The sequence below is a fragment of the Streptomyces sp. STR69 genome (assembly GCF_024519455.1).
Lineage (GTDB): Bacteria > Actinomycetota > Actinomycetes > Streptomycetales > Streptomycetaceae > Streptomyces.
In genome coordinates this window covers 148,713-173,630 of sequence record NZ_JALJRY010000017.1, presented here as the reverse complement: position 1 = coordinate 173,630, position 24,918 = coordinate 148,713, and the positions used below count along the sequence as shown (strand labels likewise).

At 68.8% G+C, this 24,918-nt stretch carries 20 protein-coding genes and 1 other RNA gene; 12 read left to right on the top strand and 9 right to left on the bottom strand.

Annotated features, from left to right (window positions below; translation table 11 throughout):
* Positions 1–131: 131 nt before the first annotated feature.
* From OC490_RS29950 to OC490_RS29940, 3 genes are all read left to right on the top strand, one after another.
* Positions 132–1,373: a serine/threonine-protein kinase gene (locus tag OC490_RS29950; RefSeq protein ID WP_262061126.1), complete on the top strand. Its 1,242-nt coding sequence runs from the start codon at positions 132–134 to the stop codon at positions 1,371–1,373.
* Positions 1,374–1,513: 140 nt separating this feature from the next.
* Positions 1,514–2,620, top strand: coding sequence for a peptide chain release factor 2 (gene prfB, locus OC490_RS29945; RefSeq protein WP_262061125.1), 1,107 nt, complete (start codon positions 1,514–1,516; stop codon positions 2,618–2,620).
* A 311-nt stretch (positions 2,621–2,931) separates the two neighbouring features.
* Complete coding sequence (locus OC490_RS29940) at positions 2,932–3,543, top strand: hypothetical protein (RefSeq protein ID WP_262061124.1); 612 nt, start codon at positions 2,932–2,934, stop codon at positions 3,541–3,543.
* A 96-nt stretch (positions 3,544–3,639) separates the two neighbouring features.
* Here the strand turns inward: OC490_RS29940 and OC490_RS29935 are convergent, their stop codons facing one another.
* The gene (locus OC490_RS29935; protein WP_262061123.1) at positions 3,640–3,831 is read right to left on the bottom strand and encodes a hypothetical protein; all 192 of its coding nucleotides are present in this window, start codon (positions 3,829–3,831) and stop codon (positions 3,640–3,642) included.
* A gap of 251 nt (positions 3,832–4,082) precedes the next feature.
* Between OC490_RS29935 and ftsE the strand changes: the two genes are divergently transcribed.
* From ftsE to ssrA, 5 genes are all read left to right on the top strand, one after another.
* The gene (gene ftsE / locus OC490_RS29930) at positions 4,083–4,772 is read left to right on the top strand and encodes a cell division ATP-binding protein FtsE (protein WP_019065989.1); all 690 of its coding nucleotides are present in this window, start codon (positions 4,083–4,085) and stop codon (positions 4,770–4,772) included.
* A gap of 65 nt (positions 4,773–4,837) precedes the next feature.
* On the top strand, positions 4,838–5,758 hold the full coding sequence (gene ftsX / locus OC490_RS29925) for a permease-like cell division protein FtsX (RefSeq protein WP_262061122.1): 921 nt from the start codon (positions 4,838–4,840) through the stop codon (positions 5,756–5,758).
* Positions 5,759–5,825: 67 nt separating this feature from the next.
* Entirely contained in the window at positions 5,826–7,010 is a 1,185-nt protein-coding gene (locus OC490_RS29920) for a S41 family peptidase (protein WP_262061121.1), read from the top strand.
* 81 nt (positions 7,011–7,091) lie between these two features.
* Positions 7,092–7,637, top strand: a complete 546-nt coding sequence (gene smpB, locus OC490_RS29915) for an SsrA-binding protein SmpB (protein WP_262061174.1) — start codon at positions 7,092–7,094, stop codon at positions 7,635–7,637.
* 94 nt (positions 7,638–7,731) lie between these two features.
* Positions 7,732–8,119: a transfer-messenger RNA gene (gene ssrA / locus OC490_RS29910) on the top strand.
* Between the two features lie 72 nt (positions 8,120–8,191).
* Here ssrA and OC490_RS29905 read toward each other — a convergent pair.
* The 7 genes from OC490_RS29905 to OC490_RS29875 form a co-directional block, all read right to left on the bottom strand.
* Positions 8,192–11,101 carry a glycoside hydrolase family 3 protein gene (locus OC490_RS29905; protein ID WP_262061120.1) on the bottom strand — a complete coding sequence of 970 codons (2,910 nt, stop codon included), beginning with the start codon at positions 11,099–11,101 and terminating at the stop codon, positions 8,192–8,194.
* A 44-nt stretch (positions 11,102–11,145) separates the two neighbouring features.
* The gene (locus OC490_RS29900; RefSeq protein WP_262061119.1) at positions 11,146–12,156 is read right to left on the bottom strand and encodes a LacI family DNA-binding transcriptional regulator; all 1,011 of its coding nucleotides are present in this window, start codon (positions 12,154–12,156) and stop codon (positions 11,146–11,148) included.
* On the bottom strand, positions 12,156–14,429 hold the full coding sequence (gene yicI / locus OC490_RS29895) for an alpha-xylosidase (RefSeq protein ID WP_262061118.1): 2,274 nt from the start codon (positions 14,427–14,429) through the stop codon (positions 12,156–12,158). The genes OC490_RS29900 and yicI overlap by 1 nt, the downstream gene beginning before the upstream one ends.
* A 15-nt stretch (positions 14,430–14,444) precedes the next feature.
* Positions 14,445–15,269, bottom strand: coding sequence for a carbohydrate ABC transporter permease (locus OC490_RS29890; protein ID WP_262061117.1), 825 nt, complete (start codon positions 15,267–15,269; stop codon positions 14,445–14,447).
* On the bottom strand, positions 15,266–16,234 hold the full coding sequence (locus OC490_RS29885) for a carbohydrate ABC transporter permease (protein WP_262061116.1): 969 nt from the start codon (positions 16,232–16,234) through the stop codon (positions 15,266–15,268). The genes OC490_RS29890 and OC490_RS29885 overlap by 4 nt, the downstream gene beginning before the upstream one ends.
* A complete protein-coding gene (locus OC490_RS29880) occupies positions 16,231–17,499 on the bottom strand; it encodes an ABC transporter substrate-binding protein (protein ID WP_262061115.1) in 1,269 nt (422 codons plus the stop codon). The genes OC490_RS29885 and OC490_RS29880 overlap by 4 nt, the downstream gene beginning before the upstream one ends.
* Positions 17,500–17,706: 207 nt before the next feature.
* A complete protein-coding gene (locus OC490_RS29875; RefSeq protein WP_262061114.1) occupies positions 17,707–18,876 on the bottom strand; it encodes an MFS transporter in 1,170 nt (389 codons plus the stop codon).
* Positions 18,877–18,960: 84 nt separating this feature from the next.
* On the opposite strand from OC490_RS29875, the gene OC490_RS29870 reads away from it, so the two are divergent.
* The 4 genes from OC490_RS29870 (at position 18,961) to OC490_RS29855 (ending at position 24,748) form a co-directional block, all read left to right on the top strand.
* Complete coding sequence (locus OC490_RS29870; RefSeq protein WP_262061113.1) at positions 18,961–19,929, top strand: LysR family transcriptional regulator; 969 nt, start codon at positions 18,961–18,963, stop codon at positions 19,927–19,929.
* A gap of 555 nt (positions 19,930–20,484) precedes the next feature.
* A complete protein-coding gene (locus OC490_RS29865; protein WP_262061112.1) occupies positions 20,485–21,231 on the top strand; it encodes a hypothetical protein in 747 nt (248 codons plus the stop codon).
* Positions 21,231–23,471, top strand: a complete 2,241-nt coding sequence (locus OC490_RS29860; RefSeq protein ID WP_410099130.1) for a glycosyltransferase — start codon at positions 21,231–21,233, stop codon at positions 23,469–23,471. Before OC490_RS29865 ends, OC490_RS29860 begins: the two co-directional genes overlap by 1 nt.
* On the top strand, positions 23,468–24,748 hold the full coding sequence (locus OC490_RS29855) for an acyltransferase family protein (protein WP_262061111.1): 1,281 nt from the start codon (positions 23,468–23,470) through the stop codon (positions 24,746–24,748). The genes OC490_RS29860 and OC490_RS29855 overlap by 4 nt, the downstream gene beginning before the upstream one ends.
* On the opposite strand, the gene OC490_RS29850 is transcribed toward OC490_RS29855, so the two are convergent.
* Positions 24,714–24,911 (bottom strand): DUF397 domain-containing protein, encoded by a 198-nt coding sequence (locus tag OC490_RS29850; protein ID WP_262061110.1) that lies wholly within the window; start codon positions 24,909–24,911, stop codon positions 24,714–24,716. The genes OC490_RS29855 and OC490_RS29850 overlap by 35 nt on opposite strands.
* Positions 24,912–24,918 lie beyond the last annotated feature (7 nt).

The following is a 24,918-nucleotide window of genomic DNA, read 5'->3' as shown; positions in this document are numbered from 1 at the left end:
CCCTCGAACCGCCCTTGTCGGACGCTGGGTTGGGGATTTGTCGACACCCAGTGGGTGATTTCCGCCCTGGCGGTGAAGGTTGGCTCATCTGACGCGTAGTTTTAGCGACACACGCGTCGGTAGGAGCAGTCTTGGCACGGAAGATCGGCAGCCGGTACACCGCCAACCAGATCCTGGGGCGGGGCAGCGCCGGCACGGTGTGGCTGGGCGAGGGTCCCGAGGGGCCCGTCGCCGTCAAGCTGCTGCGCGAGGACCTCGCGTCCGACCAGGAGCTCGTCGGCCGCTTCGTGCAGGAGCGCACCGCCCTGCTCGGCCTGGAGCACCCGAACATCGTGTCCGTACGGGACCTGGTCGTCGACGGCAACGACCTCGCCCTCGTCATGGACCTGGTCCGCGGCACCGACCTGCGCACCCGCCTCGACCGGGAACGCCGGCTCGCCCCCGAGGCGGCGGTCGCGATCGTCGCCGACATCGCGGACGGACTCGCCGCGGCCCACGCGGCAGGCGTCGTCCACCGGGACGTCAAGCCGGAGAACGTGCTCCTCGACATGCAGGGCCCGCTCGGCCCCGGCGGAGCGCACCCCGCCCTGCTGACGGACTTCGGGGTCGCCAAACTCATCGACTCCCCGCGCCGCACCCGCGCCACGAAGATCATCGGCACGCCCGACTACCTCGCCCCCGAGATCGTCGAGGGCCTGCCCCCGCGCGCGGCCGTCGACATCTACGCCCTGGCGACCGTCCTCTACGAACTCCTCGCCGGATTCACCCCGTTCGGCGGCGGCCACCCCGGCGCGGTGCTGCGACGCCATGTCACCGAGACCGTCGTACCGCTGCCCGGGATCCCCGAGGAGCTGTGGGCGCTGCTCGTCCAGTGCCTGGCGAAGGCCCCGGCGTCCCGGCTGCGGGCCTCCGAACTCGCCGCCCGGCTGCGCGAACAGCTGCCCATACTGGCCGGGATGCCTCCACTGGACGTCGACGAGCCGGACTCTGAGCAGGAGGACGCGGAGCCGGAGGAGGCCCCGGTGGCCACGCCCGCGCGCGGTGAGCGGGTACGGCGCGGTGCCGTACCGCTGGTGCCGGGCGCCAAGCCCGCCGACTCCAACCGGGACACGCACACCTCGATGCGGGTGCCCGCGCCGGACGAACTGGCGGGCGGGGCGCGCGGGACGGCACGGGCGCCGCGTGCGGCGGGCGCTCCGCGTCCCGGCTCGGCCCGCCACCGGGCGGCGACCCGGCGCCGGCGGCTGACGCTCGGGGCGGCGGCGGTGGTGCTGGTCGCGGCGGTGGGGGTCGGTACGTGGGCGGCGACGTCGGGGGACGACTCCGGCACGACCTCCCCGGACACGAAGAACTCGGCACCGGCTTCGCCGTAGGGGCTCTTCGGCACCTCTCGGCCGACCGAGACGGGTGGTGGGTGGGCATAGGCCCGGGGGTCCGGGGGGCGGAGCCCCGGTGACGTCCAGCTGTCGCAGGCCCGGCGCTCCCCGCTTGGCGGAGCCGTTACGCTGGAGGCGTGGCAGTCGTCGATGTTTCCGAAGAGCTCAAGTCCCTCTCCTCGACCATGGAGTCGATCGAGGCCGTCCTGGACCTGGACAAGCTGAGGGCAGATGTCGTCGTCCTTGAGGAGCAGGCGGCAGCGCCCTCCCTGTGGGACGACCCGGAGGCGGCGCAGAAGGTCACCAGCAAGCTGAGCCACCTCCAGGCCGAGATCCGCAAGACCGAGGCCCTGCGCGGCCGGATCGACGACCTCTCTGTCCTCTTCGAGATGGCCGAGGAGGAGGACGACCCGGACACCCTCGCCGAGGCGGAGCACGAGCTGACCGCCGTCAAGAAGGCGCTGGACGAGATGGAGGTCCGCACCCTTCTCTCCGGCGAGTACGACTCCCGCGAGGCCGTCGTCACCATCCGCGCGGAGGCCGGCGGCGTCGACGCCTCCGACTTCGCCGAGAAGCTCCAGCGCATGTACCTGCGCTGGGCCGAGCGCCACGGCTACAAGACGGAGCTCTACGAGACGTCGTACGCCGAAGAAGCCGGCATCAAGTCGACCACCTTCGCCGTGCACGTCCCGTACGCCTACGGCACGCTCTCCGTCGAGCAGGGCACGCACCGGCTGGTCCGGATCTCGCCCTTCGACAACCAGGGGCGCCGTCAGACCTCCTTCGCCGGTGTCGAGATCCTGCCGGTCGTCGAGCAGACCGACCACATCGAGATCGACGAGTCCGAGCTGCGCGTCGACGTGTACCGCTCCTCCGGGCCCGGCGGCCAGGGCGTCAACACCACCGACTCCGCGGTCCGTCTGACCCACCTGCCCACCGGCATCGTCGTCTCCTGCCAGAACGAGCGCTCGCAGATCCAGAACAAGGCCAGCGCGATGAACGTGCTCCAGGCCAAGCTGCTGGAGCGCCGCCGCCAGGAGGAGCAGGCCCGGATGGACGCCCTCAAGGGCGACGGCGGCAACTCCTGGGGCAACCAGATGCGTTCGTACGTCCTGCACCCGTACCAGATGGTCAAGGACCTGCGCACCGAGTACGAAGTGGGCAACCCCGAGGGCGTGTTCAACGGCGAGATCGACGGCTTCCTGGAGGCCGGAATTCGCTGGCGCAAGCAGCAGGAGAAGTAAGTTTGTCGACAAGGCAACTGCCGCCCGGCGGGCGGCAGTTGCCTTTTGCTTTCCCGTCTTGCTCTTCGATGTCTGGGTTTTGCATCACACTCACAGGTTCCATCCCCCAGCAAAGAACCCGTAGTTGGACATTGCGCTCGCAACGGCCTTGACGTTGCTGTGAAAAATGGGAAGGGTAAAGCGTGGCATGCGTGTCTCCGGGGCGCATGTGAACCGGGGGAGTCGAGCTTTCGCCAGCCGCTACCCCTGTCGATCACGGCCCCGGACACCGACGCACCACTGACGACGAGCTACATGGGGGTAGCAACCTAATGACGAAGAAGACGCGGATCCGTGTCGCGCGAATAGCGGCAGGCGCGATCATCGCCGCCGGCGCCTCGCTGACCGCCGCGGGTGCCGCATCGGCGCTCGACCTGGGCGTGACGCTGAGCGCCACTACCACCACCGACGACGCACCCGGCGACGGGACGGACTCCCCGTCCCCGACCGACTCGGTGATCCCGACCGCTCCGAACACGAGCGAGCCCCCGACCTCGGAGCCGCCGACCTCGGAGCCCCCGTCCTCCGAGCCGCCGACGTCGGCGCCTCCCAGCGACGAGCCGACCGAGCCCACCGACAACCCCACCGAGCCGACGGACGAGCCCACCGACAGCCCGTCGGACGGCAGCACCAGCGGCTCCGGCTCCACCGGCGGCAACAACACCGACCCCGACGGCGGCTCCTCCGCCCAGGAAGCCGGTACCTCCGCCCTCACCGACACCGGTTCCGACACCTCGGCCCAGGGCAGCGGTGACGAGCTGGCCGAGACCGGTGCCGGCCAGACCGCGTTCCTGCTGATCGGCGCCGCGACGATGATCGCCGGCGGCATCGCCTTCCGCGTCCTCCCGCGCCTCGGGAACGGCCGCAACGGCACGGTCGCCTGACGGTAGCCGTCCCCGTACGGACCGTGCGCACGCCGTACGACGAAGGGCCCGGAGCTTGTCGCTCCGGGCCCTTCTGCGTGTCCTTGTCCAGGCCGCCTACGCGGTCTGGTGCGCCACCAGCGCCAGCGCCGCGATCAGCACCGCGAGCAGGGCAATCAACGCCATGGGATTGAGATTGCCCCACGGGTTCTCCTGCTGCAGCCGCTGACGATTCGCGCGGCAGACGGGACAGCGGCCCTCGTTCACGGGCGCCGCGCAGTTCGCGCACACCAACCGGTCGTACGTCATGCGCTCGCCCTCCTTGCACCGGCTTTCACAGACACAACGCCCAGGGAAACCAGAACGTTCCCCCTCCACTGTGCCAGGTTCCGCGGGATTCGGCGCGGCTCGCCTTATCCTGCCCCGACCCCGCGCGTTCCAGCCCTTCAAATCCGCGACAAAACGTGCAAGCCTCGCACAACCCCGGAGGGCGACTGCGCGGGCCCACCCGGGTCGCGTATGGTCACGCTCACCTACCCCCGGCTACCCGTGGTGCACCCGTGATCCGATTCGACAGTGTCTCCAAGGTCTACCCCAAGCAGACCCGCCCCGCTCTCAGGGACGTCTCCCTGGAAGTGGAGAAGGGCGAGTTCGTGTTCCTCGTGGGGTCCTCGGGCTCCGGAAAGTCCACCTTCCTGAGGCTGGTCCTCCGCGAGGAGCGGTGCAGCCAGGGCCAGGTGCACGTGCTGGGCAAGGACCTCGCCCGCATCTCCAACTGGAAGGTGCCGCAGATGCGCCGCCAGCTGGGGACCGTCTTCCAGGACTTCCGCCTGCTGCCCAACAAGACGGTCGCCGAGAACGTGGCCTTCGCGCAGGAGGTCATCGGCAAGTCCAAGGGCGAGATCCGCAAGTCCGTGCCCCAGGTGCTCGACCTCGTCGGCCTCGGCGGCAAGGAGGACCGGCGGCCCGGTGAACTCTCCGGTGGTGAGCAGCAGCGCGTGGCCATCGCGAGAGCCTTCGTGAACCGGCCCAAGCTCCTCATCGCGGACGAGCCCACCGGCAACCTCGACCCGCAGACCTCCGTCGGCATCATGAAGCTGCTCGACCGCATCAACCGGACGGGCACCACCGTGGTGATGGCGACGCACGACCAGAACATCGTGGACCAGATGCGCAAGCGCGTCATCGAGCTGGAGGGCGGCCGTCTCGTCCGTGACCAGGCGCGTGGCGTCTACGGCTACCAGCACTGACCCTCGCTGATCGCCGACCGACCGCCGTCTGATGTCCGTCCACGGAAAGGCCTGAAGAAGCCGCCATGCGCGCCCAGTTCGTACTGTCCGAGATCGGTGTCGGTCTCCGCCGCAACCTGACGATGACCTTCGCGGTCGTCGTCTCCGTAGCCCTGTCCCTGGCCCTCTTCGGCGGCTCGCTCCTGATGAGCGACCAGGTCACCACGATGAAGGGCTACTGGTACGACAAGGTCAACGTCTCGATCTTCCTCTGCAACAAGAGCGACGCCGAGTCCGACCCCAACTGCGCCAAGGGCGCGGTGACCGACGACCAGAAGAAGCAGATCGTCTCCGACCTCGACAAGATGTCGTCGGTCGTCCAGAAGGTCACGTACGAGTCGCAGGACGAGGCGTACAAGCACTACAAGCAGCAGTTCGGCGACTCCCCGCTGGCCAGTTCCCTCACTCCGGACCAGATGCAGGAGTCGTACCGCATCAAGCTCAAGGACCCGGAGAAGTACCAGGTCATCGCGACGGCCTTCGACGGCCGCGGTGGTGTCCAGTCGGTGCAGGACCAGAAGGGCATCCTGGACAACCTCTTCGGCCTCCTGAACGGCATGAACTGGGCCGCCCGCGCGGTCATGGCCCTCATGCTCGTCGTCGCCCTGATGCTGATCGTCAACACGGTGCGCGTCTCGGCGTTCAGCCGTCGCCGTGAGACCGGCATCATGCGGCTGGTCGGCGCGTCCGGCTTCTACATCCAGGCCCCGTTCATCATGGAGGCCGCCGTCGCCGGTCTCATCGGCGGCACGGTCGCCTGCGGATTCCTGGTGGTCGGCCGGTACTTCATCATCGACCACGGCCTGGACCTGTCCCACAAGCTCAATCTGATCAACTTCATCGGCTGGGACGCCGTCCTGACGAAGCTCCCGCTCATCCTCGCGACGAGCCTCCTGATGCCTGCGCTGGCAGCGTTTTTCGCGCTGCGCAAGTACCTGAAGGTGTGACGCATGCCAAGAGGGCCGTACGGGCAACCGCCCGTGCGGCCCTTCCCGTTGTCCTAGACTCACCGCCATGTCAGGCCGCGACCTGTTCTGTCAGCCCCGCCGCATCCGCCGCGGGGCCGCCCTGACATTGGTGTTCGCGAGCGTGCTCGTCGCCGGCGCGGCGACCGGGTCGTTCGACGAATCCGACCGCCCCGACCGGAAATCGGCGTCCGGTACGGCCCGTTCGGCGCCCCTCGGCCGTACGGAGGAGGTCGCGAAGGCCGCCGCCGAGGCCAAGGCCGACGGCAAGTCGCCCATGGAGGCCGCCGAACGCGCCGTCAGCCGCAGCGGGGACCGCTGGGGCGCCGTGTACTCCCAAGGGGAGTACGAGGAGTTCGAGCAGGCCCTCGACGGCCAGTACACCGGCGTCGGGCTCTGGGCCCGCCGGGAGCGCGACGGCCGGATCGAGGTGACCAAGGTGCAGTCCGGGTCGCCCGCCGCCACCGCGGGCGTCCGCAAGGGCGACCGGCTGCGCACCGTCGACGGCGAGAACGTCGACGGACAGCCCGTCACCGAGGTCGTGTCCTTACTGCGCGGCGACGCCCAGGACGCCGCCGCCGGCACCACCGTCACCCTCGGCCTGGAGCGCGGCACGCACGCGTGGAGCGAGACCGTACGGCGCGCCCGCCTCTCCACCGACTCCGTGACCGTCACCAGACCCGCCGGCGAGGTCACCGTCATCAAGATCTCCGCGTTCACCAAGGGCGTCGGCGACATCGTCCGCACCGCCGTCCGCCAGGCCCCCGCCGACTCCGGGTTCATCCTCGACCTGCGCGGCAACTCCGGCGGCCTGGTCGCCGAGGCCGTCACCACCGCCTCCGCCTTCCTCGACGGCGGCCTCGTCGCCACGTACGACGTAGACGGCCGGCAGCAGGTCCTGCACGCGGCGACCGGCGGCGACACCACCAGACCGCTGGTCGCGCTCGTCGACGGCGGCACGATGAGCGCGGCCGAGATGCTCACCGGCGCCCTCCAGGACCGCGGTCGCGCGGTCGTCGTGGGCTCCAGGACCTTCGGCAAGGGCTCGGTCCAGATGCCGAGCCAACTGCCCGACGGAGTAGTCGCCGAACTCACCGTCGGCCACTACCGCACCCCCTCCGGCCACACCGTCGACGGCCGGGGCATCACCCCCGACCTCGATGTCACCGCGCAGGGACAGGCCGCCGTGGAGCGGGCGGAGACGGTGTTGAGCGGGCTCGGGGACGCTTCGTAGCCGTCGGCCGGCGCCGTTCGTAATCGCCTTTCCCTCCGGCCCCCTTGTGGTGCGAAAATGGGGAGCACTATGAGCAAGGGAATGTACGTACCCAAGGAGTCCCAGCCCAAGCAGGGCGGCGGGACCGTCGGCAAGGCCAGGGACGGCGAGAAGGGCGGCAAGCGCAAGATCGTCGCCCAGAACAAGAAGGCCCGGCACGACTACGCGATCATCGACACCTACGAGGCCGGGATCGTCCTCTCCGGCACCGAGGTCAAGTCGCTGCGTGAGGGCCGGACCTCGCTGACCGACGGCTTCGTCCAGATCGACGGGGGCGAGGCGTGGCTGCACAACGCCCACATCCCCGAGTACCACCAGGGCACCTGGACCAACCACTCCGTGCGCCGCAAGCGCAAGCTGCTGCTGCACCGCGAGGAGATCGACAAGCTGGAGTCCAAGACCCAGGAGACGGGTCACACGATCGTGCCCCTCGCCCTGTACTTCAAGGACGGCCGGGCAAAGGCCGAGATCGCGCTCGCGCGAGGCAAGAAGGAGTACGACAAGCGGCAGACCCTGCGCGAGAAGCAGGACCGCCGGGAGTCGGACCGCGCGATCGCGGCGGCGAAGCGCAAGCAGCGCGGCGAGTAGCCACGGGGAATACGGTGGCATCGGCGTGCGTTGGTCACGTACGATGGCTACTGCACCCCACAGCGGGCGCAGCAGTAGATTGAAAAAACAACATGGGGATGATCGGTTTCGACAGCGGATGTCGAAGCAGGGGAAGCGTGTCGAGGAAGCGGCAATGATCTCGTTAACCATATGTCGCAACCAATAATCGCCAATTCCAACAGCGATTCCCGCGCCTTCGCCCTCGCTGCCTAATAAGCAGTGAGTGAAGGCCCTTAACGGGTGTCAGCCCGGGAGTGTTCCCGACCCGGATCCTGGCATAATCTAGGGGACTAAACCATCGAGCCCGGTCACGGGGTTCGATGGGAAATCAAACAGTGACTGGGCCCGTCGGCGACTTGTTCGCGTGATCACCGGGGCCGAGAAAATCACAGCGAACTGCACACGGAGAAGCCCTGATTCAGCACCGGTGGACGCGGGTTCGATTCCCGCCATCTCCACTCATCCCATGTTTGTGATTTAGCACAGCGGTAAAGCCCCCGCTGCTTCGGCAGCGGGGGCTTTTTCCTGTCACCTCACCGAACAGTGAAGGTCGATATTCGCAGGCCGTCGCTCAGGACCAGACAGACGTCCGTACGGCCTTTCGTCGCGCCCGACAGATCGGCGGCCACCGTCTCGTAGTCGTACGACGACGGAGTCGCCGCCGTGTGAACCGTCCCCACCAGCCTGCCCGTCGGGGAATCGAGCCGGACCTCGATCGTGCCGGGTGCCGTTCCCGCCACCCGGGCGGTGAACTTCGTTGCGCCCGCGCCCAGTTGGGTGTCCGCGAACTTCAGCCATGCGCCGTCCGCCGCCGCGCCCACCGCCGTGCCGCTCGCCTTGGACTCGTCGACGAGGTGGACGGCGGAGTAGTCGTCGAAGTTCTCGGCGCGGGTCGTTCGGGACAGGTTCCGGGGCGGGATCGTCTCCCCGTGGACCTGCCAGGTCGTACGGGCTCGGATGTCCGCCGACGACGCTCCGGCCATGACGTCGTACGTGCCGGATTCCACGACCCATTTCGAGCGCGTGACGTCCCAGTGGGCCAGGTCCTGCTGCCGGAGCTTCAGGCGGACCGTTTTCGTCTCGCCCGGTTTGAGTGATACCCGCTGGAAAGCCTTCAACTGTTTCAGGGGTTCCTTGTCGCGGGACGTGCGCTGGTGCGTGTAGAGCTGGACGACCTCGTCGCCCGCTCGTGTGCCGGTGTTGGTGACCGGGACCTCGTAGCCGCCGGCGACGGGTTTCAGGGTGCCGTAGCGGAAGGTCGTGTACGAGAGGCCGTAGCCGAAGGGGTAGAGCGGGGTGCCCTGGAAGTACTGGTAGGTGCGGTCGGACTTGATGATGTCGTAGTCGAGGATCGACGGGAGGTCCGAGGACGACTGGTACCAGGTCTGGGTGAGGCGGCCGGACGGGTTGACGTCGCCGTAGAGGACGTCGGCGAGGGCGTTGCCCGTCTCCTGGCCGGCGTGGGAGGTCCAGAGGAGGGCCGGGACTTCCTTCTGTACGGCACCCAGCGTGGTGGGGTAGCTGTTCTCGACGATCACGACCGTCTTCGGGTTGGCCTGGTGGACCGCCTTGACCAGGGCTTCCTGCGAGGGGGCCAGGGACATGTCCGTGCGGTCGTGGGCCTCGCGGCCGTTGATCGACGGCATCGAGCCGATGACGACGACCGCCGTGTCCTTGCCCTTCACCGCAGTCACGGCGTCGTCGATGCCGTTGCGGACCACGTCCTTCGTGTAGTGCGCCGCCTGGTCCTTGGGTACCAGGCCCAGGGTGCCGTTCGCGTCGGTCGGGCCGAGGTAGACCGGGCTCGACCACCAGGACTCGGCCGTCTCGTAGCCCGCGTATCTCAGCAAGTACGTGCCGTCGTCCTGCTGTTCCAGCTTGAACTGCTGCTGGACGTACCAACCGTTGGGCTGCGTCTGGTCGTTGACGAAGTTCGACCAGTTGTAGCCGACGTACTTGCCGTTGGCCGCGGAGCGCAGGGTGACGATGCCCGAGCCCCAGTCGAAGGCGTCGAACTGGGCGGCGGGCGTGGCGGTTTCCGTGGTCTCCGTGAGGGGTGCGCCTGTGTCGCCGGTGCCGGCCGTGACGTATTTGCCGGTCGCCGTGTCGCGCAGCGCGATGCGGTCCACTCCTTCGCTGGTGGCCACCGCGGTGCCGAGTTTCGAGGCGATGCCCTGTGCCGGGGTGACGGCGTAGGGGAGTGTGCCCGAGTACCAGTCGGTGTAGAGCGTGTCGGCGAGGGGGCCGACCACTGCTACGTTTTTCTGTGTCGTTTTGAGCGGAAGTGACACACTTTTCTTGAGCAGTACCGTCCCCTCGGCCGCCGCTTTGCGCGCCAGTTGGCGATGCGCCGGGCTGTCGATGACCGATGCGTCGATCGAGCCGTACTTGCCGCCGCCCGGGTCGAACTCGCCGAGCCGGACGCGGACGGAGAGGATGTCCGACACCGCGCTGTCGATGTCCGACACCTTCAACAGGCCTTGCTGCAGCGCCGAGTTGATCGCCGCGGTCGTCGGGCCCGGGTCCGCGCTGTTGTCCGTGAAACTGTCGACGCCCGCCTTGAGCGCCGCCGCGTCACCCTCGGCGATCGTGGGGTAGTACTGCTGGGGAGTGACGATGTTGCCGGGGGCGAAGGCGTCGGTGACGTTCAGCAGGTCCTGTCCGGTCCACTTTCGCACGACTGCGTCCAGGTCCGGATTCACCGTGGCGGGACGGCCGTTGACCAGGTTGTACGACGTCATCACGCCCGTGGCCGCGTCCGCCGTGATCGCCGGTTTGAACGCGGCCTCGTCGTACTCCTTCTCCACCCGTGGGCGCAGATCGGAGGAGGTGGTCGCGCGGTCGACCTCGTTGTTGTAGCCGAGGTAGTGCTTGAGGGTGGGGGCCGTCTTGAGGTGGTCCGGGTCGCCGCCGGTCAGGCCCTCGCCGTAGGCCGTGGCCAGGGCACCGGTCAGTTCGGGGTCCTCGCTGTAGCCCTCCTCGTTGCGGCCCCAGCGCGGGTCGCGCAACAAATTCACCACCGGGGCCCAGAGGTTCAACCCCCAGCCGTCCGGGCGCTGTTGCTGGAAGCCGCGGGCCTCGTCGCCGACCGCCGAGCCGACCTGCTCCATCAGCGCCGGGTCCCAGGTGGAGGCGAGTCCGATCGCCTGCGGGAAGACGGTGGCCTTGCCGAGCCAGGCGACGCCGTGCAGTGCCTCGGTGCCGGTGCGGAAGGACTGGATGCCGAGGCGAGGGATCGCGGGCTCGTACTGGTGGAGAAGGGAGATCTTCTCGTCGAGGGTCAGCCGGCCCAGTAGGTCGTCCACACGCTTGCTGACGGGGAGAGTCGGGTCGCGGAAGGGGTACGGGGTGTCGGCCGTCGCCGGGACCGTCGCTCCCAGACCGACGATCAGGGCGAACGCCACGGCGAGCATGGTTCTGTGTCTTCTTCTCGTGCCTTTCATGTCGCGGCTCCTTCACGTAGGGCCTTGCTCCAACGGTGGTGAGATCAGGGCACGTTGCGCGGTGCCGTGCTCGCGCGTTCCGTCAGCCGGGGTGCGAGCAGCGTGGCGTCGGGCACGGTCTTGCCGCCCAGTTTCCTCATCAGCAACTCCACTGCCCCGGAGCCGAGTTCGGCGGCGGGCAGCGCGACCGACGTGACCGGGACGCGTACGGACTCGGCGAGTTCGTCGGGACAGATCGCGGTGATCGAGAGATCGCGGGGGACGCGCAGGCCGAGCTGCTCGAAGGCGTCGATGAGGGGTTCGAGGAGCGGTTCGTTGTGGACGACGACTCCGGTCAACGCGGGCTGATCGCGCAGCAGTTGCTCGGCCACGGCCGCTGCCGCGGCGGGCGCCGGCTCACAGGGGTGGACGCAGGAGGTGAGCCCGTTGCGGTGCGCGGCGGCCGTGAAGCCCTGAACGACCCGCTGGGCGAAGGCGGTTCGGCGGACGTACACCTCGGGCGGTGACCCGACGAGGGCGACGACCCGGTGCCCGAGCCCCGCGAGCCGTTCCACGCACAGCTCACCGGCCGCCTTGAAGTCGAGGTCGATACAGGTCAGCCCGTCGGCCTCGGCCGGGAAGCCGATCAGCACGGACGGCCGGTCCAGGGAGCGGAGCAACGGCAGCCGGGGGTCGCTCAGTTGGACGTCCATCACGATCATCGCGTCCACGAGTGCCGTGTCCGCGACCCGCCGCAGACCCTCCTCGCCCTCCTCCTGGGTGAGCAGCAGCACATCGTGGTCGTGGCGCCGGGCCGTGGTCGCCACCGACATCGCGAACTGCATGACCACGGGCACATGGATGCCGGTCCGTAAGGGGATGACGAGGGCCAGCACGTTGGAACGGCTGCTGGCCAGGGCGCGGGCGCCGGCGTGCGGCCGGTAGCCCAGCTCGCGGATGGACGCCTCGACGCGCTGCCGGGTCTCCTCCGAGATCGGACGCTTCCCGCTCAGCGCGTACGACACGGTGCTGGGGGAGACCCCCGCGTGCCGGGCCACATCGGTGATCTTCACCATCAGCCCAGCTCCAGGGTCAGGAACCCGCTGCCCGACTTCGACCGCTTCCCGGCGGCCAGCGCCCACGCCACGGACGGGTCACTGCACGACGCCCGGAGCGTGTCCCCTTCCCGTACGACGGTGAAGGTCACGTCGCCGACCGGCACCGTCACCTGCGCGCCCCGCTCCAGGCCGTACGCCCGCAGGGTGACGCCGTCGGCGAAGTCGTAGTCGGGCCGGTCGTCCACCGCGCCGACCGGGATCACCGCGCCGGGCCGGACGAGGAGCGGCACGCTGTCGAACCCGTGCTTCTCGCGCACCCAGCGCGGCCCGGTGACCGTGCGGCCGGTGAGGTAGTGGGTCCAGGTGCCCTCGGGGACGTAGTACGAGACGTCCCCGTCGTCGCTGAACACGGGCGCGACCAGCAGATCGCTCCCGAGCATGTACTGCCGTTCCAGGTGCGCGCACCCGGGGTCGTCCGGGAACTCCAGCACCATCGCCCGCATCATCGCCACGCCCTCGGCGGAGGCGGTGCGCGCGGTCTCGTAGAGATACGGCATGAGGCTCAGCTTCAGGCGGGTGAACTGCCTTAGTACGTCCACGGATTCCTCGTCGAAGAGCCACGGGACCCGGTACGAGGAACTGCCGTGCAGACGGCTGTGGGACGACAACAGGCCGAAGGCCAGCCAGCGTTTGAAGAGGGCCGGGGTCGGGGTGCCCTCGAAGCCGCCGATGTCGTGGCTCCAGTAGCCGAAGCCGGACAGGCCCAGCGACAGCCCGCCGCGCAGCGACTCGGCCATCGACTCGTACGTCGCCTCGCAGTCGCCGCCCCAGTGAACGGGGTACTTCTGGCTGCCTGTTGTGGCCGAGCGGGCGAACACGACGGCCTCGCCCTCGCCCCGGTGTTTGCGCAGGACGTCGAAGACCGTGCGGTTGTAGAGGTAGGTGTAGTAGTTGTGCATCCGCTCGGGGTCCGCGCCGTCCGCGTAGGCGACGTCGACCGGGACCCGCTCGCCGAAGTCGGTCTTGAAGCAGTCGACGCCCTGCGAGAGGAGCGCCTCCAGCTTTCCGGCGTACCAGTCGCGGGCGGCCGGGCTGGTGAAGTCGACCAGGGCCATGCCGGGTTGCCACAGGTCCCACTGCCAGACACTGCCGTCCGGACGGCGCAGCAGATGCCCGAGCGCCTTGCCCTCGGCGAAGAGCGGTGAGCGCTGCGCGATGTACGGGTTGATCCAGACACAGATGTGCAGCCCGCGGTCCTTCAGCCGGGCGAGCATGCCCTCCGGGTCGGGGAAGACCCGCGGATCCCACTGGAAGTCGCACCAGTTGAACTCGCGCATCCAGAAGCAGTCGAAGTGGAAGACGGAGAGCGGGAGTTCACGCTCCCGCATGCCCTCGATGAACGACGTCACCGTCTCCTCGTCGTAGGAGGTGGTGAACGACGTCGACAGCCACAGCCCGAACGACCAGGCGGGCGGGAGGGCCGGGCGGCCGGTGAGGGCGGAGTACTTGCGGAGGATGTCCTTCGGGGTCGGGCCGTAGATGACGTAGTACGTCAACTGCTGGCTCTCCACGCTGAACTGGACCCGGGAGACCGCCTCCGAGCCGACCTCGAAGGAGACCCGGCCGGGGTGGTCGACGAAGACGCCGTAGCCCGCGTCGGTGAGGTAGAAGGGGACGTTCTTGTAGGCCTGTTCGGTGGCGGTGCCGCCGTCGGCGTTCCACATGTCGACGACCTGGCCGTTCTTGACGAGTGGGCCGAAGCGTTCGCCGAGTCCGTAGACGGACGTGCCCACTTGGAGCCCCAGCTGCTCGCGCAGATAGTGGGCGCCGGTCGCGTCCCGCATGATGCCCATGCCTTTGGGGCCGCTGCTGGTCAGGGTCCGGCCGTGGGCGAGGAAGTCGACATGCCAGGGGCCGGTGCGCGCCACCTGGACCGACAGGGCGCCGGAGGTGAGCGTCGCGCGCTCGTCGTCGTAGGACGTGTGGACGGCGCTGTGCTTTTCTGGGGGACATCCCCCAGACCCCCGGACGCTCTTGTGCACCTCGAATTGGGGGCCGCGCGGCTGCTCGCCCTCGAAGTGGGTGAAGGTGACGCCGATGACGTCGGGCATCGGGGCGTGGGCGCTGATCGTCACGACCGGTCCCTTCAGCAGGTCGCCGCGGTGGCGGATGGGGACGGTCGGCGCGTGGATCTCCAACGCGCTGTCCGGAGCGGTGACATCGAGCACTTCGACCGGGTGGGCGGCGGTGACGCCCTCGCGCAGCAGCCAGTAGCCGTCGGTGAACTTCACGTGGGGGTCCCCTTACTACTTGACGGCACCCACGGCGATACCGCGCGTGAGGGTCCGCTGGAAGACGAGGAAGAAGACGATGGCGGGCAACACACCCAGCAGAGCAGCCGCGTTGGTCATCGTGGCGTCCATCAGACGCTGGCCCTGGAGGACGCCGAGGGCCACCGACACGGTCTGGTTGTCGTTGGAGATCAGCATGACCAGGGGGAGCAGGAACTCGTTCCAGGTCCAGATGAAGAAGAAGACCAGCAGGACGCCGATGGTGGGACGGCTGACCGGGACCACGATCCGCCACAGCACCTGCCACTTGTTGGCACCGTCGATCCGGGCCGCCTCAAGGATCTCGCGGGGGAACTGGCTGAGCACGGAGGAGAGGAGATACGTGCCGAACGCCGCCTGGATCACCGTGAAGACGATGATGACGCTCAACCTCGTGTCGTACAGGCCGACTTGCTTGCTCAGGTAGTAGATCGGATAGACCAGCGCCTCCTGCGGCAGCATGTTGGCGAGGACGAAGAAGGCCAGGACCCAAGTGCGGCCCCGGATACGGCCGATGCCGATCGCGTACGCGTTGAGGACCGAGAGCGCGGCGGCGAGGACGGCCACCGAGCCGCTGATCAGCACCGAGTTGAAGAGTTTCTGGCCGTAGTCGACGCGCTGCCAGAAGTCCTTGAGGCCGTCCAGGTAGAGGCCCTTGGGGAGGCTGAGCGGGCCGTGTTCGGAGTACTCGGCCGGTGACTTCACGGCGTTGATCAGGACGATCAGGAACGGGACGACCATGAAGAGGGCGGCGATGCACAGGGCGATGAGCACCGGGTAGCGGCGCAGGGTGGTGGTCATGCTCGGGTCCCTTCCTCGGCGTCCTCCGCGCGGGTCTGGAGTTTGAGGAAGGCGAGGGAGAGCACCAGGATGATCACGGTCAACACCGTGGAGATCGCGGCGCCGTAGCCGACCTGGGTCTTCTCGAAGAACGTGGTGAAGGAGAAGTAGGAGGGGACGTCGGTCGCGCCGCCCGGTCCGCCCTTCGTCAGGACGTACACCGCGCCGAACACCTTGAGCGCGGCGATCGTGCACCAGGTGAGGACGACGTAGATCTCGGGGCGGATCTGCGGCAGCGTGATGTGCCAGAAGCGGCGCCACCAGCCGGCGCCGTCCAGTTCGGCGGCCTCGTAGAGCTGCGGGTCGACGCGTTGCAGCCCGGCCATGAACACCACGAGCGGGAAGCCGAGTTGGACCCAGACCATGACGCCCATGACGCTGTAGAGCGCGATGTCCGGGTCGCCGAGCCAGTCCTGCTGCCAGGAGCCCAACCCCACTGCTTTCAGAAGGGTGTTGAGGGAGCCGTTGTCGGGGGAGAGGATCCAGCTCCAGACGATGCCTGCGACGGCGATCGGGAGCACCTGCGGGAGGTAGAAGCAGGCGCGGAGGACGGCCGCGATGCGAGTGCCGAAGTGTTTGGCGATGTAGTCGAACAGGGCGGCGGCGAGGACCAGTCCGATCAGCGTCGGTACGGCGGCCATCGCCACGACCATGAACAGGCTGTGCCGGAAGGACGCCCAGAACTCCGAATCGTCCAGCAGGTCACGGTAGTTGGCGAGCCCGGTCCACTTGGGGTCGCCGATGCCCTGCCAGTTCGTGAAGCTCACGGCCGTGTTCATCAGGAACGGGACGACGATCACGGTGAGCGCGGCGAGGCCGCCGGGGAGGAGGAACAGGGCGTACGAGTTGCGGGGGCGCGGGCGGCGCGGGCCGGTGGTGTGGTGCCTGTTGCCGGCCCGCGCGCCCTTCTCGACGGTGACCGTCATGTCGACGGAACGCCCTTGTCGTACGCCTTCTGCAGGTTGCTGAGATAGGCGTCCGGTTTCTCGCTGCTCGTGATCAGCTTCTGGGTCTCGGAGACGAGGACGTCGTAGAAGCCGGGGACCGGCCAGTCCGGGTAGAAGGCCAGGCCGTCACGGGCCGTGAGGGTGTTGAAGTTGGCGATGAGTTCCTTGGACTTGGGGTCGGTGATCGCGGAGGTGTCGGCCGCGACCGGGATGCCGCCCTTGTTGCCCATCAGGTTCTGGATCTTCTTCGACAGGGTGATGTCGATGAAGTCGTAGGCGAGTTGCTTGTTCTTGGCGCCCTTGGGGACGACCCAGATGTTGCCGCCGGAGCCGAGGGTGAGGTTGGAGCCGGGCCAAAGGGCCGTGTCCCAGTCGAACTTGGCCTCCGTCTGGAAGCGGCCGTACCACCAGCTGCCGGAGAACAGGATCGGCGTCTTGCCCTGGATCCAGGAGACACCGGCGTCCTCGGCCTTGGTGGAGCTGGAGGTCTTGGCGATGTAGCCCTTCTTCACCCAGTCGGCGAAGGTGGTCGCCGCGTAGGTCCAGGCCGGATCGTGGAAGTCCGTCTTGCCCTTGTACAGCTCGTACTTGTCGACCCAGGCGCGGTCGGCCTTCGACAGCGCGAGCTGGTAGAGGTACTGCTGGGCCGGGTACTCGGCGCCCGCGTTGGCGAGCGGGGTGACGCCCTTCGCCACGAACTGGTCCATGGCGGCGGTGAGTTCGTCGAACGTCTTCGGCTCGGCGATCTTGTACTTCTTGAAGAGGTCCTTGTTGTAGTAGACCATCGTGTACTCGCCGTAGTCGGTCACGCCGTACCACTTGCCGGAGCCCATCACTCCGTTGGTGTCGTACAGGTCGGTCGTGCCGACGCTCGTGGGGATCTTCTTGTCCCAGCCGCGTGCCTTGGCCTCGGCGGTGAGATCGGTCAGCAGGCCTTGCTTGGAAAGCAGGCCGGCGGTCGCGTTGCCCTTGTTGTACTCCATGACGTCCGGCGCGTCCGAGGAGTTGAGGACCATCGGGGCCGTCTTCTGGATCTGCTCGAAGCCCTTCTCCTCGAACTTCACCTTGACGCCCGGGTGTTGGGCCTTGAACTCCTTGATGGCCTCGTTCCAGGCCACGCCCATCGCACTGTCGGGGCCCTCGTAGTGCCAGAGCTTCAGGGTCTTGCCGTCTGAGCTACCGCTGTCCGAGTTGCCGCAGGACGTGAGCAGCAGGGCTCCCGTCACGATCACTGCGGCCGTCATCGTTCGCCTTCGGGTCGTCAACATCCAGGGCCTCCGGGGGAGTCGGATGGGTGTCGAAGCGCTTCGATGGAGGAACGTATGTAGGCGGTGCTGGTGCGTCAATGGGTTAGGCGGAGATTGGCGCAAGCGGTTCGATGAAAGTTGCTCGCCGTTGTGGCTGGGCGCGCCCACGCGGCGGAGCCGCAAATCGATACAGCCCCGCGCCCCTTAAAGAACTGCCCTTCCCGGTGCTGCAATGACGAGGGCCGTTGTTGCTGACGCAACTGGCAGCCAGAACGCCGACGTTGGTGAGGCATGGTCCGTTGTCCAACCCGCTGCCGCCGAACCGCACGCGATTCCCAGCAGCAAGCCCGTCACCGCCAGGCTCATGCCCTCGTTCAACCGGCCCTCCGGCGTGCGGTGTTGGAGCAAGGTCATCGCGGTGACCATCGTCGGGGCCGTTGCCATGCCTGCCAGCAGCAAGGTTGCCGCCAACGCGGGTAGCGAGCCCAGCGTGGCGGCTGCCAGCAGGGGCAGGGTCATCAGGGCGCTCATCGCCAACAGGCACCACCGCAGGCGGAGTTCCGGCGCCCCCGTCGGTTTCAGCCTCCCGTACAGCAGACCCGCCGCGCACGAGCCGGCCGCCTGGAGCGCCAGCACCGCACCGCCAGTTGCACGGTGACCCGCCGCGTTCGCGTAAGCGAGCGTGGCGACCTCCATCGAACCGAACACCCCGCCCGTCGCCACGAAACCGGCGAGGAGGGGAGGGATGCCGGGTACGCGCAAGGGCGGACCGCCCCTCGGGGTCGGGCTCGGCGGTGGCTCCGTCGAACGCTGTGCCGTGAAGATCAGGATGCCGGTGAGCAGGAGCACCGATCCGGTCAGCGTGCCCGCCTCCGGGAAGAACGTGCCGCTCAGGAAGGCCGCCAGCGCCGGGCCCAGCATGAAGCACAGCTCGTCGGCCGCCTGCTCGAAGGAGTTCGCGGTGTGCAGGGCCTCGGTGTCGCCGGCGAGCAGATGGGCCCAGCGGGCGCGGGACATGCCGCCGGTGTTGGGGGTCGTGGCGGTGGCCGCGTACGCGGCGAACAGGGTCCAGTCGGGGGCGCCGTAGCGCACGCAGAGGAGGAGGGCCACCGAGCCGAGGACCGCAACCACCGTTGCGGGTACGGCCGTTCGGGACTGGCCGTGGCGGTCGGTCAGGCGCGCGATCCACGGGCCGGTGAGCGCTGTCGCCGCGAGGCCGGTCGCGGTGACGGCGCCGGCGAGGGCGTACGAACCCCGTGAACCGGCGATCATCACGACCGCGCTCACGCTGAACATGCCCGCGGGGAGGCGGGCGATCAGGTTCCCGGCGGTGAAGGCGCGGGTGCCGGGGAGGGAGAAGAGGTGGCGGTACATGTCTCCCACCGTCACCCCCGGACGATCAAGGGGTCCAACACCTGTTCCGCGCCGATTCACGCACCTGCGTTGTAGGTTCGCCGGATGCCCTGGACACCGGCTCACGTGGACCCCCGTCTCCTCCGCGCCTTTCTCGCCGTCGCCGAGGAACTGCACTTCACCCGTGCCGCCACGCGCCTGTACGTCGCCCAGCAGGCGCTGAGTCGTGATGTGCGGCGGCTGGAGCGGGAGTTGGGGGCCGAGCTGTTCGTGCGGACCACCCGACAGGTGACGTTGACGGCGGACGGTGCGCGGCTGGTGCCGTATGCCCGGCAGGTGTTGGCCGCGCAGGACGAGTTGCTCGCCGCGTTCCGGCAGGCCCGGCCCCTGCTCGTGGATCTGAACTCGCCAGGCCTTGGCACCGGGCGCCGGGTGCTGCACCGGGCCCGTGAACTCGCCCCGGAGCAGGAGCTGATGGCCCGCTACGAGAGTGGACTGACGGGAGCCGCGGGGGAGTTGCTGGCGGGGCGGCTCGACGTGTCGTTCGGGAGGTTCGCCGGGCTCGACCGGGCGCTGCGGGCCGGGCTCGATCATCAACTCGTGCGGTACGAGCCGATGGCGGTCGTACTGCCCGAGGACCATCGGCTGGCGTCGCTCGCGGAGGTGCCGGTGGACGCGCTCAAGGGGGAGGCCGTGTACGCGGGGGCCGGGAATCCGCGTACCCCGGAGTGGACGGATCTCGCGCGGCGGTTGTTCGAGGGGCGTGACATCGAGGTTGCGGCGCCCGCACCGATGGCCGTAGGGGAAGAGGAATTCGAACGGGTGATGGGCCGGACACGGAACCCGATTCTTGTCGTGGTGGACTTTCCGGCCATGCGTCGGACCGTGCTGCGGCGCCTGGTGAAGCCGGTGCCCTTGTCCCCCGTGTCGCTCGTGTGGCGAAAGGGGCTGGTGCACCCCGGATTCGACGCGCTTCGACGGGCTGCGGCGGAGATCGGTGCCGCCGAGGGGTGGCTTCGTCGGCCCGTTGATGGATGGATTCCGGCCATGGACGTGGACATGCTAAAGACGTAGAAATTACGCATCCCGGCACATGCGAGGTCGCGTTGCGCTACCTTCGGGGGCCTGAGCGCGGTGTGGTAAGGGGGGCGCGTGGACCGGGTGGGGGCCCGGTTCGACGGCGTGTGCTCAGGGTCGTCTGCGCACCCGGAACAGTTCCGTGGGGGGATGTGCGTGCGCGTGGAAAAGTGGCGAGAAGAAGCCCAACCGGAGTGGCCCCAGGCTGCATCCGCGACCAGAGAAGTACCGGTCGTAGGCGGAGAGGCCCAGGCGTTCCCGGAGACCGGAGCGGCCCGAATGACCGGGGCAGCCGGAGCGGCCGGGGGATCGGAGATCCTGGAGGGCGGCCGGCATGGCCGTCACGGTGGTCGCGCCGGCCATGGCGGTCACGGGAGCCGTGCCGGTCATGGCGGCCGTATACGGACCGAGCCGGCCGAGTCGTCCGGACCACCGGGGTCGTCCTGGCCCGTCGTGCCCAAGGGAGTACGTAGGGGACCGGCAGGGTCGCTCACAGATCCGCCCGTCGGTCCGCCCATCGGTCCCTCAGGTGCCCTGGCCGATCCCTGGGCCGTGCCCGCGGCCAACGACCCCGACGAGGTGACCGTCCAACTGGACGGCCCCGCCGATGAGTTGGCCGATCCGGGGGCGAAGGGCGCCGGTCACGACGGATCGGACGGGCCCGTCTTCGTCGACGCGTCCGGCCGCCGCAGCCGTAGGTACCGCCGGATCGGCATGGCCATCGGCATCGCCTGCGCGGTCTACGCCGTCGTCATCGTCGTCACCCTGCTGTCCGGCAGCTCCGACGCGCCCTGGCTCCCGGTACCGGGCCAGAAGGACGACCCGCCCGCGGGCAAGGTCGACACCTCGCCGCTGCCCGCCGAGTCGGGCCGGCCGTCCGGCGGCAGCGGCAGCGTGGCGCCGGGGAACATTCCCACGGCGAGTGACGGTACGACACCGTCGCCGGGCGCCAGTGCGAGCGCGACCGGCGCGTCCAAGGCGCCTGGCAGCAAGGCGACCACGTCCGCGTCTCCCAAGCCGTCCGCCACCAAGAGCGCGCTGGCGCCGGCCGGCGGGACCGTGAGCAATCCGGTCGTACAGCCCTCGCATCCGCAGGAGACCCCGTCGTCCGGCCCGAGCACGCCCACGGGCGGTACGAGCGCCCCGGTCTCGCCGACGCCGAGCCCGACCGTGAGCGGAGGCACCGGCACGGTCGCCGACGGCCCGGGCAGCCCGTCGCCCGTGGCGCAGGGGCCGGCCGCGCCCGCCGAACCGGCGCCCGCACCGGCACCGTCCACGACCCCGGAGCACATCGTCTGATGGCATCGCACAACCGCCGCCCCGCAGCCACGAACACGGCCCCGGGCGGCCGTCACGGAGGCATACCCAAAGCGGCCCGCGGCTCCCGGCGCCGCCGCCTGTCCATGCGGTTCCTGCTGCCCATGCTGCTTCTCGTCGCGATGCTGGCGATGCTGATGCTGCGCGGCTATGTGCACAGCGAGATCCTCGCCGACCACCGCATCCGCCCCGAGGCGGCGTCCGACAAGGTGCCGGAGAAGATCCTCGACGGCGGCCCGGTCATCGACACCCGCAGCGGCCGTACCACCAGCCTGGACGTGCCGGACCACGACATCGTCCTCACCTTCGACGACGGCCCCGACCCGACCTGGACCCCCAAGGTCCTGGACGTGCTCAAGAAGCACCACGCGCACGCCGTCTTCTTCGTCACCGGCACCATGACCTCGCGCTACCCGGAGCTGGTCAAACGCATCGTGGACGAGGGCAACGAGGTCGGCGTGCACACCTTCAGCCACCCCGACCTCTCCTTCCAGTCCAAGAAGCGCATCGACTGGGAGCTGTCGCAGACCCAGCTCGCGATCACCGGCGCGGCCGGCATCCGGACGTCGCTGTTCCGGCCGCCGTACTCCTCCTCCGCCGACGCGATGGACAACCTGTCCTGGCCGGTGACCGAGTACATCGGCACCCGCGGCTACCTCACCGCCGTCAACAACACGGACAGCGAGGACTGGCAGAAGCCCGGCGTCGCGAAGATCATCAGCAACGCCACCCCGCGCGACGGCAAGGGCGCGATCGTGCTCATGCACGACTCGGGCGGCGACCGGCACCAGACCGTGCAGGCGCTGGACAAGTTCCTGCCGGAGATGCAGGCCAAGGGCTACGAGTTCGACAACCTCACCCAGGCGCTCGGCGCCCGCAGCGCGCTCACCCCGGTGACCGGCGTGAACCTGTGGAAGGGCAAGGCGTGGATCTTCCTGGTCCAGGCCTCGGACAACATCACCGACATCCTGGTGGTCGGGCTGGCGATCACCGGGTCCCTGGTCATCGCCCGCTTCGGGCTGATGCTCCTGCTCTCCGTGATCCACGCCCGCCGGGTGCGCCGTAAGAACTTCGCCTGGGGCCCGCCGGTCACCGAACCGGTCACGGTCCTCGTCCCGGCGTACAACGAGGCCAAGTGCATTGAGAACACGGTCCGTTCACTGATGGCGAGCGAGCATCCCGTCGAGGTGATCGTCGTCGACGACGGCTCGGCGGACGGCACGGCGAGAATCGTGGAAGAGATGTCCCTGCCGAACGTCCGGGTCGTACGCCAGATCAACGCGGGCAAGCCGGCCGCCCTCAACCGCGGCCTGGCGAACGCCAGTCACGACCTCATCGTGATGATGGACGGCGACACGGTCTTCGAACCGGCCACCGTACGGGAGTTGGTGCAGCCCTTCGGCGACCCGCGCGTCGGCGCCGTCGCCGGCAACGCGAAGGTGGGCAACCGGGATTCGCTCATCGGCGCCTGGCAGCACATCGAGTACGTGATGGGCTTCAACCTCGACCGCCGGATGTACGACGTCCTCCGCTGTATGCCGACGATCCCGGGCGCCGTGGGGGCCTTCAGGAGAAGCGCGCTGCAGCGGGTCGGCGGCATGAGCGACGACACGCTCGCCGAGGACACCGACATCACGATGGCGATGCACCGCGACGGCTGGCGCGTCGTCTACGCCGAGAAGGCCCGCGCGTGGACGGAAGCCCCGGAGACGGTCCAGCAGTTGTGGTCCCAGCGCTACCGGTGGTCGTACGGCACGATGCAGGCGATCTGGAAGCACAGGGGCGCGCTGCTCGACCGCGGCCCGTCCGGCCGCTTCGGCCGCGTAGGCCTCCCGCTGGTGGCCCTGTTCATGGTCGTGGCGCCCATCCTGGCCCCGCTGATCGACGTATTCCTGCTCTACGGCCTGGTGTTCGGCCCGACGGAGAAGACGTTCCTGGCCTGGCTGGGCGTCCTCGCCATCCAGGCGTTCTGCGCGGCGTACGCCTTCCGCCTGGACCGCGAACGCATGACCCACCTCGTCTCGCTGCCGCTCCAGCAGATCCTCTACCGCCAACTCATGTACGTCGTACTGCTCCAGTCCTGGATCACCGCGCTCACCGGAGGCCGCCTGCGCTGGCAGAAGCTGCGGCGCACGGGAGTTGTGGAGGCGCCCGGCGGTCCGGTACCGACCCAGCGCAGCGGCAGCCGCAGTGGCAGTGACGATCGGAGGCCGGTCGCATGACGCACGGACACGGATACCCGGCGGGGACGGGTACGGGCCCCGAGTCGACGCCGGCCTACGGGATTCCCCAACAGCGGCAGCAGGAAACGGAGTTGGCGCCGGAGCCGGCGAAGACCGCCAAGCCGGGCGGCGGCGGCCGGGACCGCTATCTCGACCTCCTCCGCTCGATCGCCCTGGTCCGGGTGGTCGTCTACCACCTCTTCGGCTGGGCCTGGCTGTCGGTCCTGTTCCCTTCCATGGGCGTGATGTTCGCGCTCGCGGGTTCGCTGATGGCCCGCTCGCTGAACCGTCCGGCGCTGGGCGTGATCAGGGGTCGGCTACGGCGACTGCTGCCCCCGCTCTGGGCGTTCAGCGCGGTGGTGCTGGTGCTGACGTTCGCGATGGGCTGGAACCCGCTCAAGGACCCTGACCTGGGCGGTACTTGGTGGGGCGCGGCGAAGGTCTTCGACTACATCGTGCCGTTCGGCGCGCCGCCGTACCCCGAGCATCTGGGTTCCGAATCGGGCCTGTTGGAGAGCACGTGGGCGGACCAGGCGGCGGGGCCGCTGTGGTACCTGCGGGCGTATCTGTGGTTCGTGATCGCGTCACCGCTGTTGCTGTGGGCGTTCCGGCGGGTGCCGTGGGCGACGTTGCTGGCGCCCTTGCTGCTGACGGCAGTTGTCGGTACGGGCCTGGTGACCATCCCCGGCGAGACGGGCAACGCGGTGTCGGACTTCGCGGTGTACGGGGGCTGTTGGGTCCTGGGCTTCGCGCACCACGAGGGGGTGTTGAAGCAGGTCCCGCGCTACCTCGCGGTGTCGGGCGCGACCGTGATCATGGGCTTCGGCCTGTGGTGGGCGTCGGGTCATCTGGGCCCGGACGGCTGGGACTTGAACGACATTCCGCTGGCGCAGGCGACGTGGTCCTTCGGGATCGTGGTGATCCTGCTCCAGTACGCCCCGTCCTGGCAGGAGTTGCCGGGCCGCCTGGCCCGCTGGGACAAGCTGGTGACCCTCTCCAACAACCGTGCCGTCACGATCTACCTGTGGCACAACCTCCTCATCATGGCCACGGTCCCGATCATCGACCAGCTGTACAACCTGCCGTTCATGGAGAGCGACGCGGCGACTTCGTTGCTCGACAAGGCGGACACGTTCCTGATGTTCCTGCTGATCTGGCCGCTCATCGCGGTGGCGATCCTGGCGTTCGGGTGGATCGAGGACATTGCGGCGAAGCGGGGGCCGAGGTTGTGGCCCAACGGGGTTAGTGGTGGGGGGAGTCGGCGGCGGGGGACTTGAGGGTGTCGACCAGGTGCCTTAGGCCTTCGGCTGTGGTGGTGAGGATCGTGTTGGGGGCGTCGCTCTCGCGGAGGCGGACGGTGCCTGTGGGGTCGGCGGAGACGTAGACGCAGTTGGAGGCGTCGCCGCTGTAGGTGGACTTCTGCCAGGGGCTGTTGGACACAGTTGGG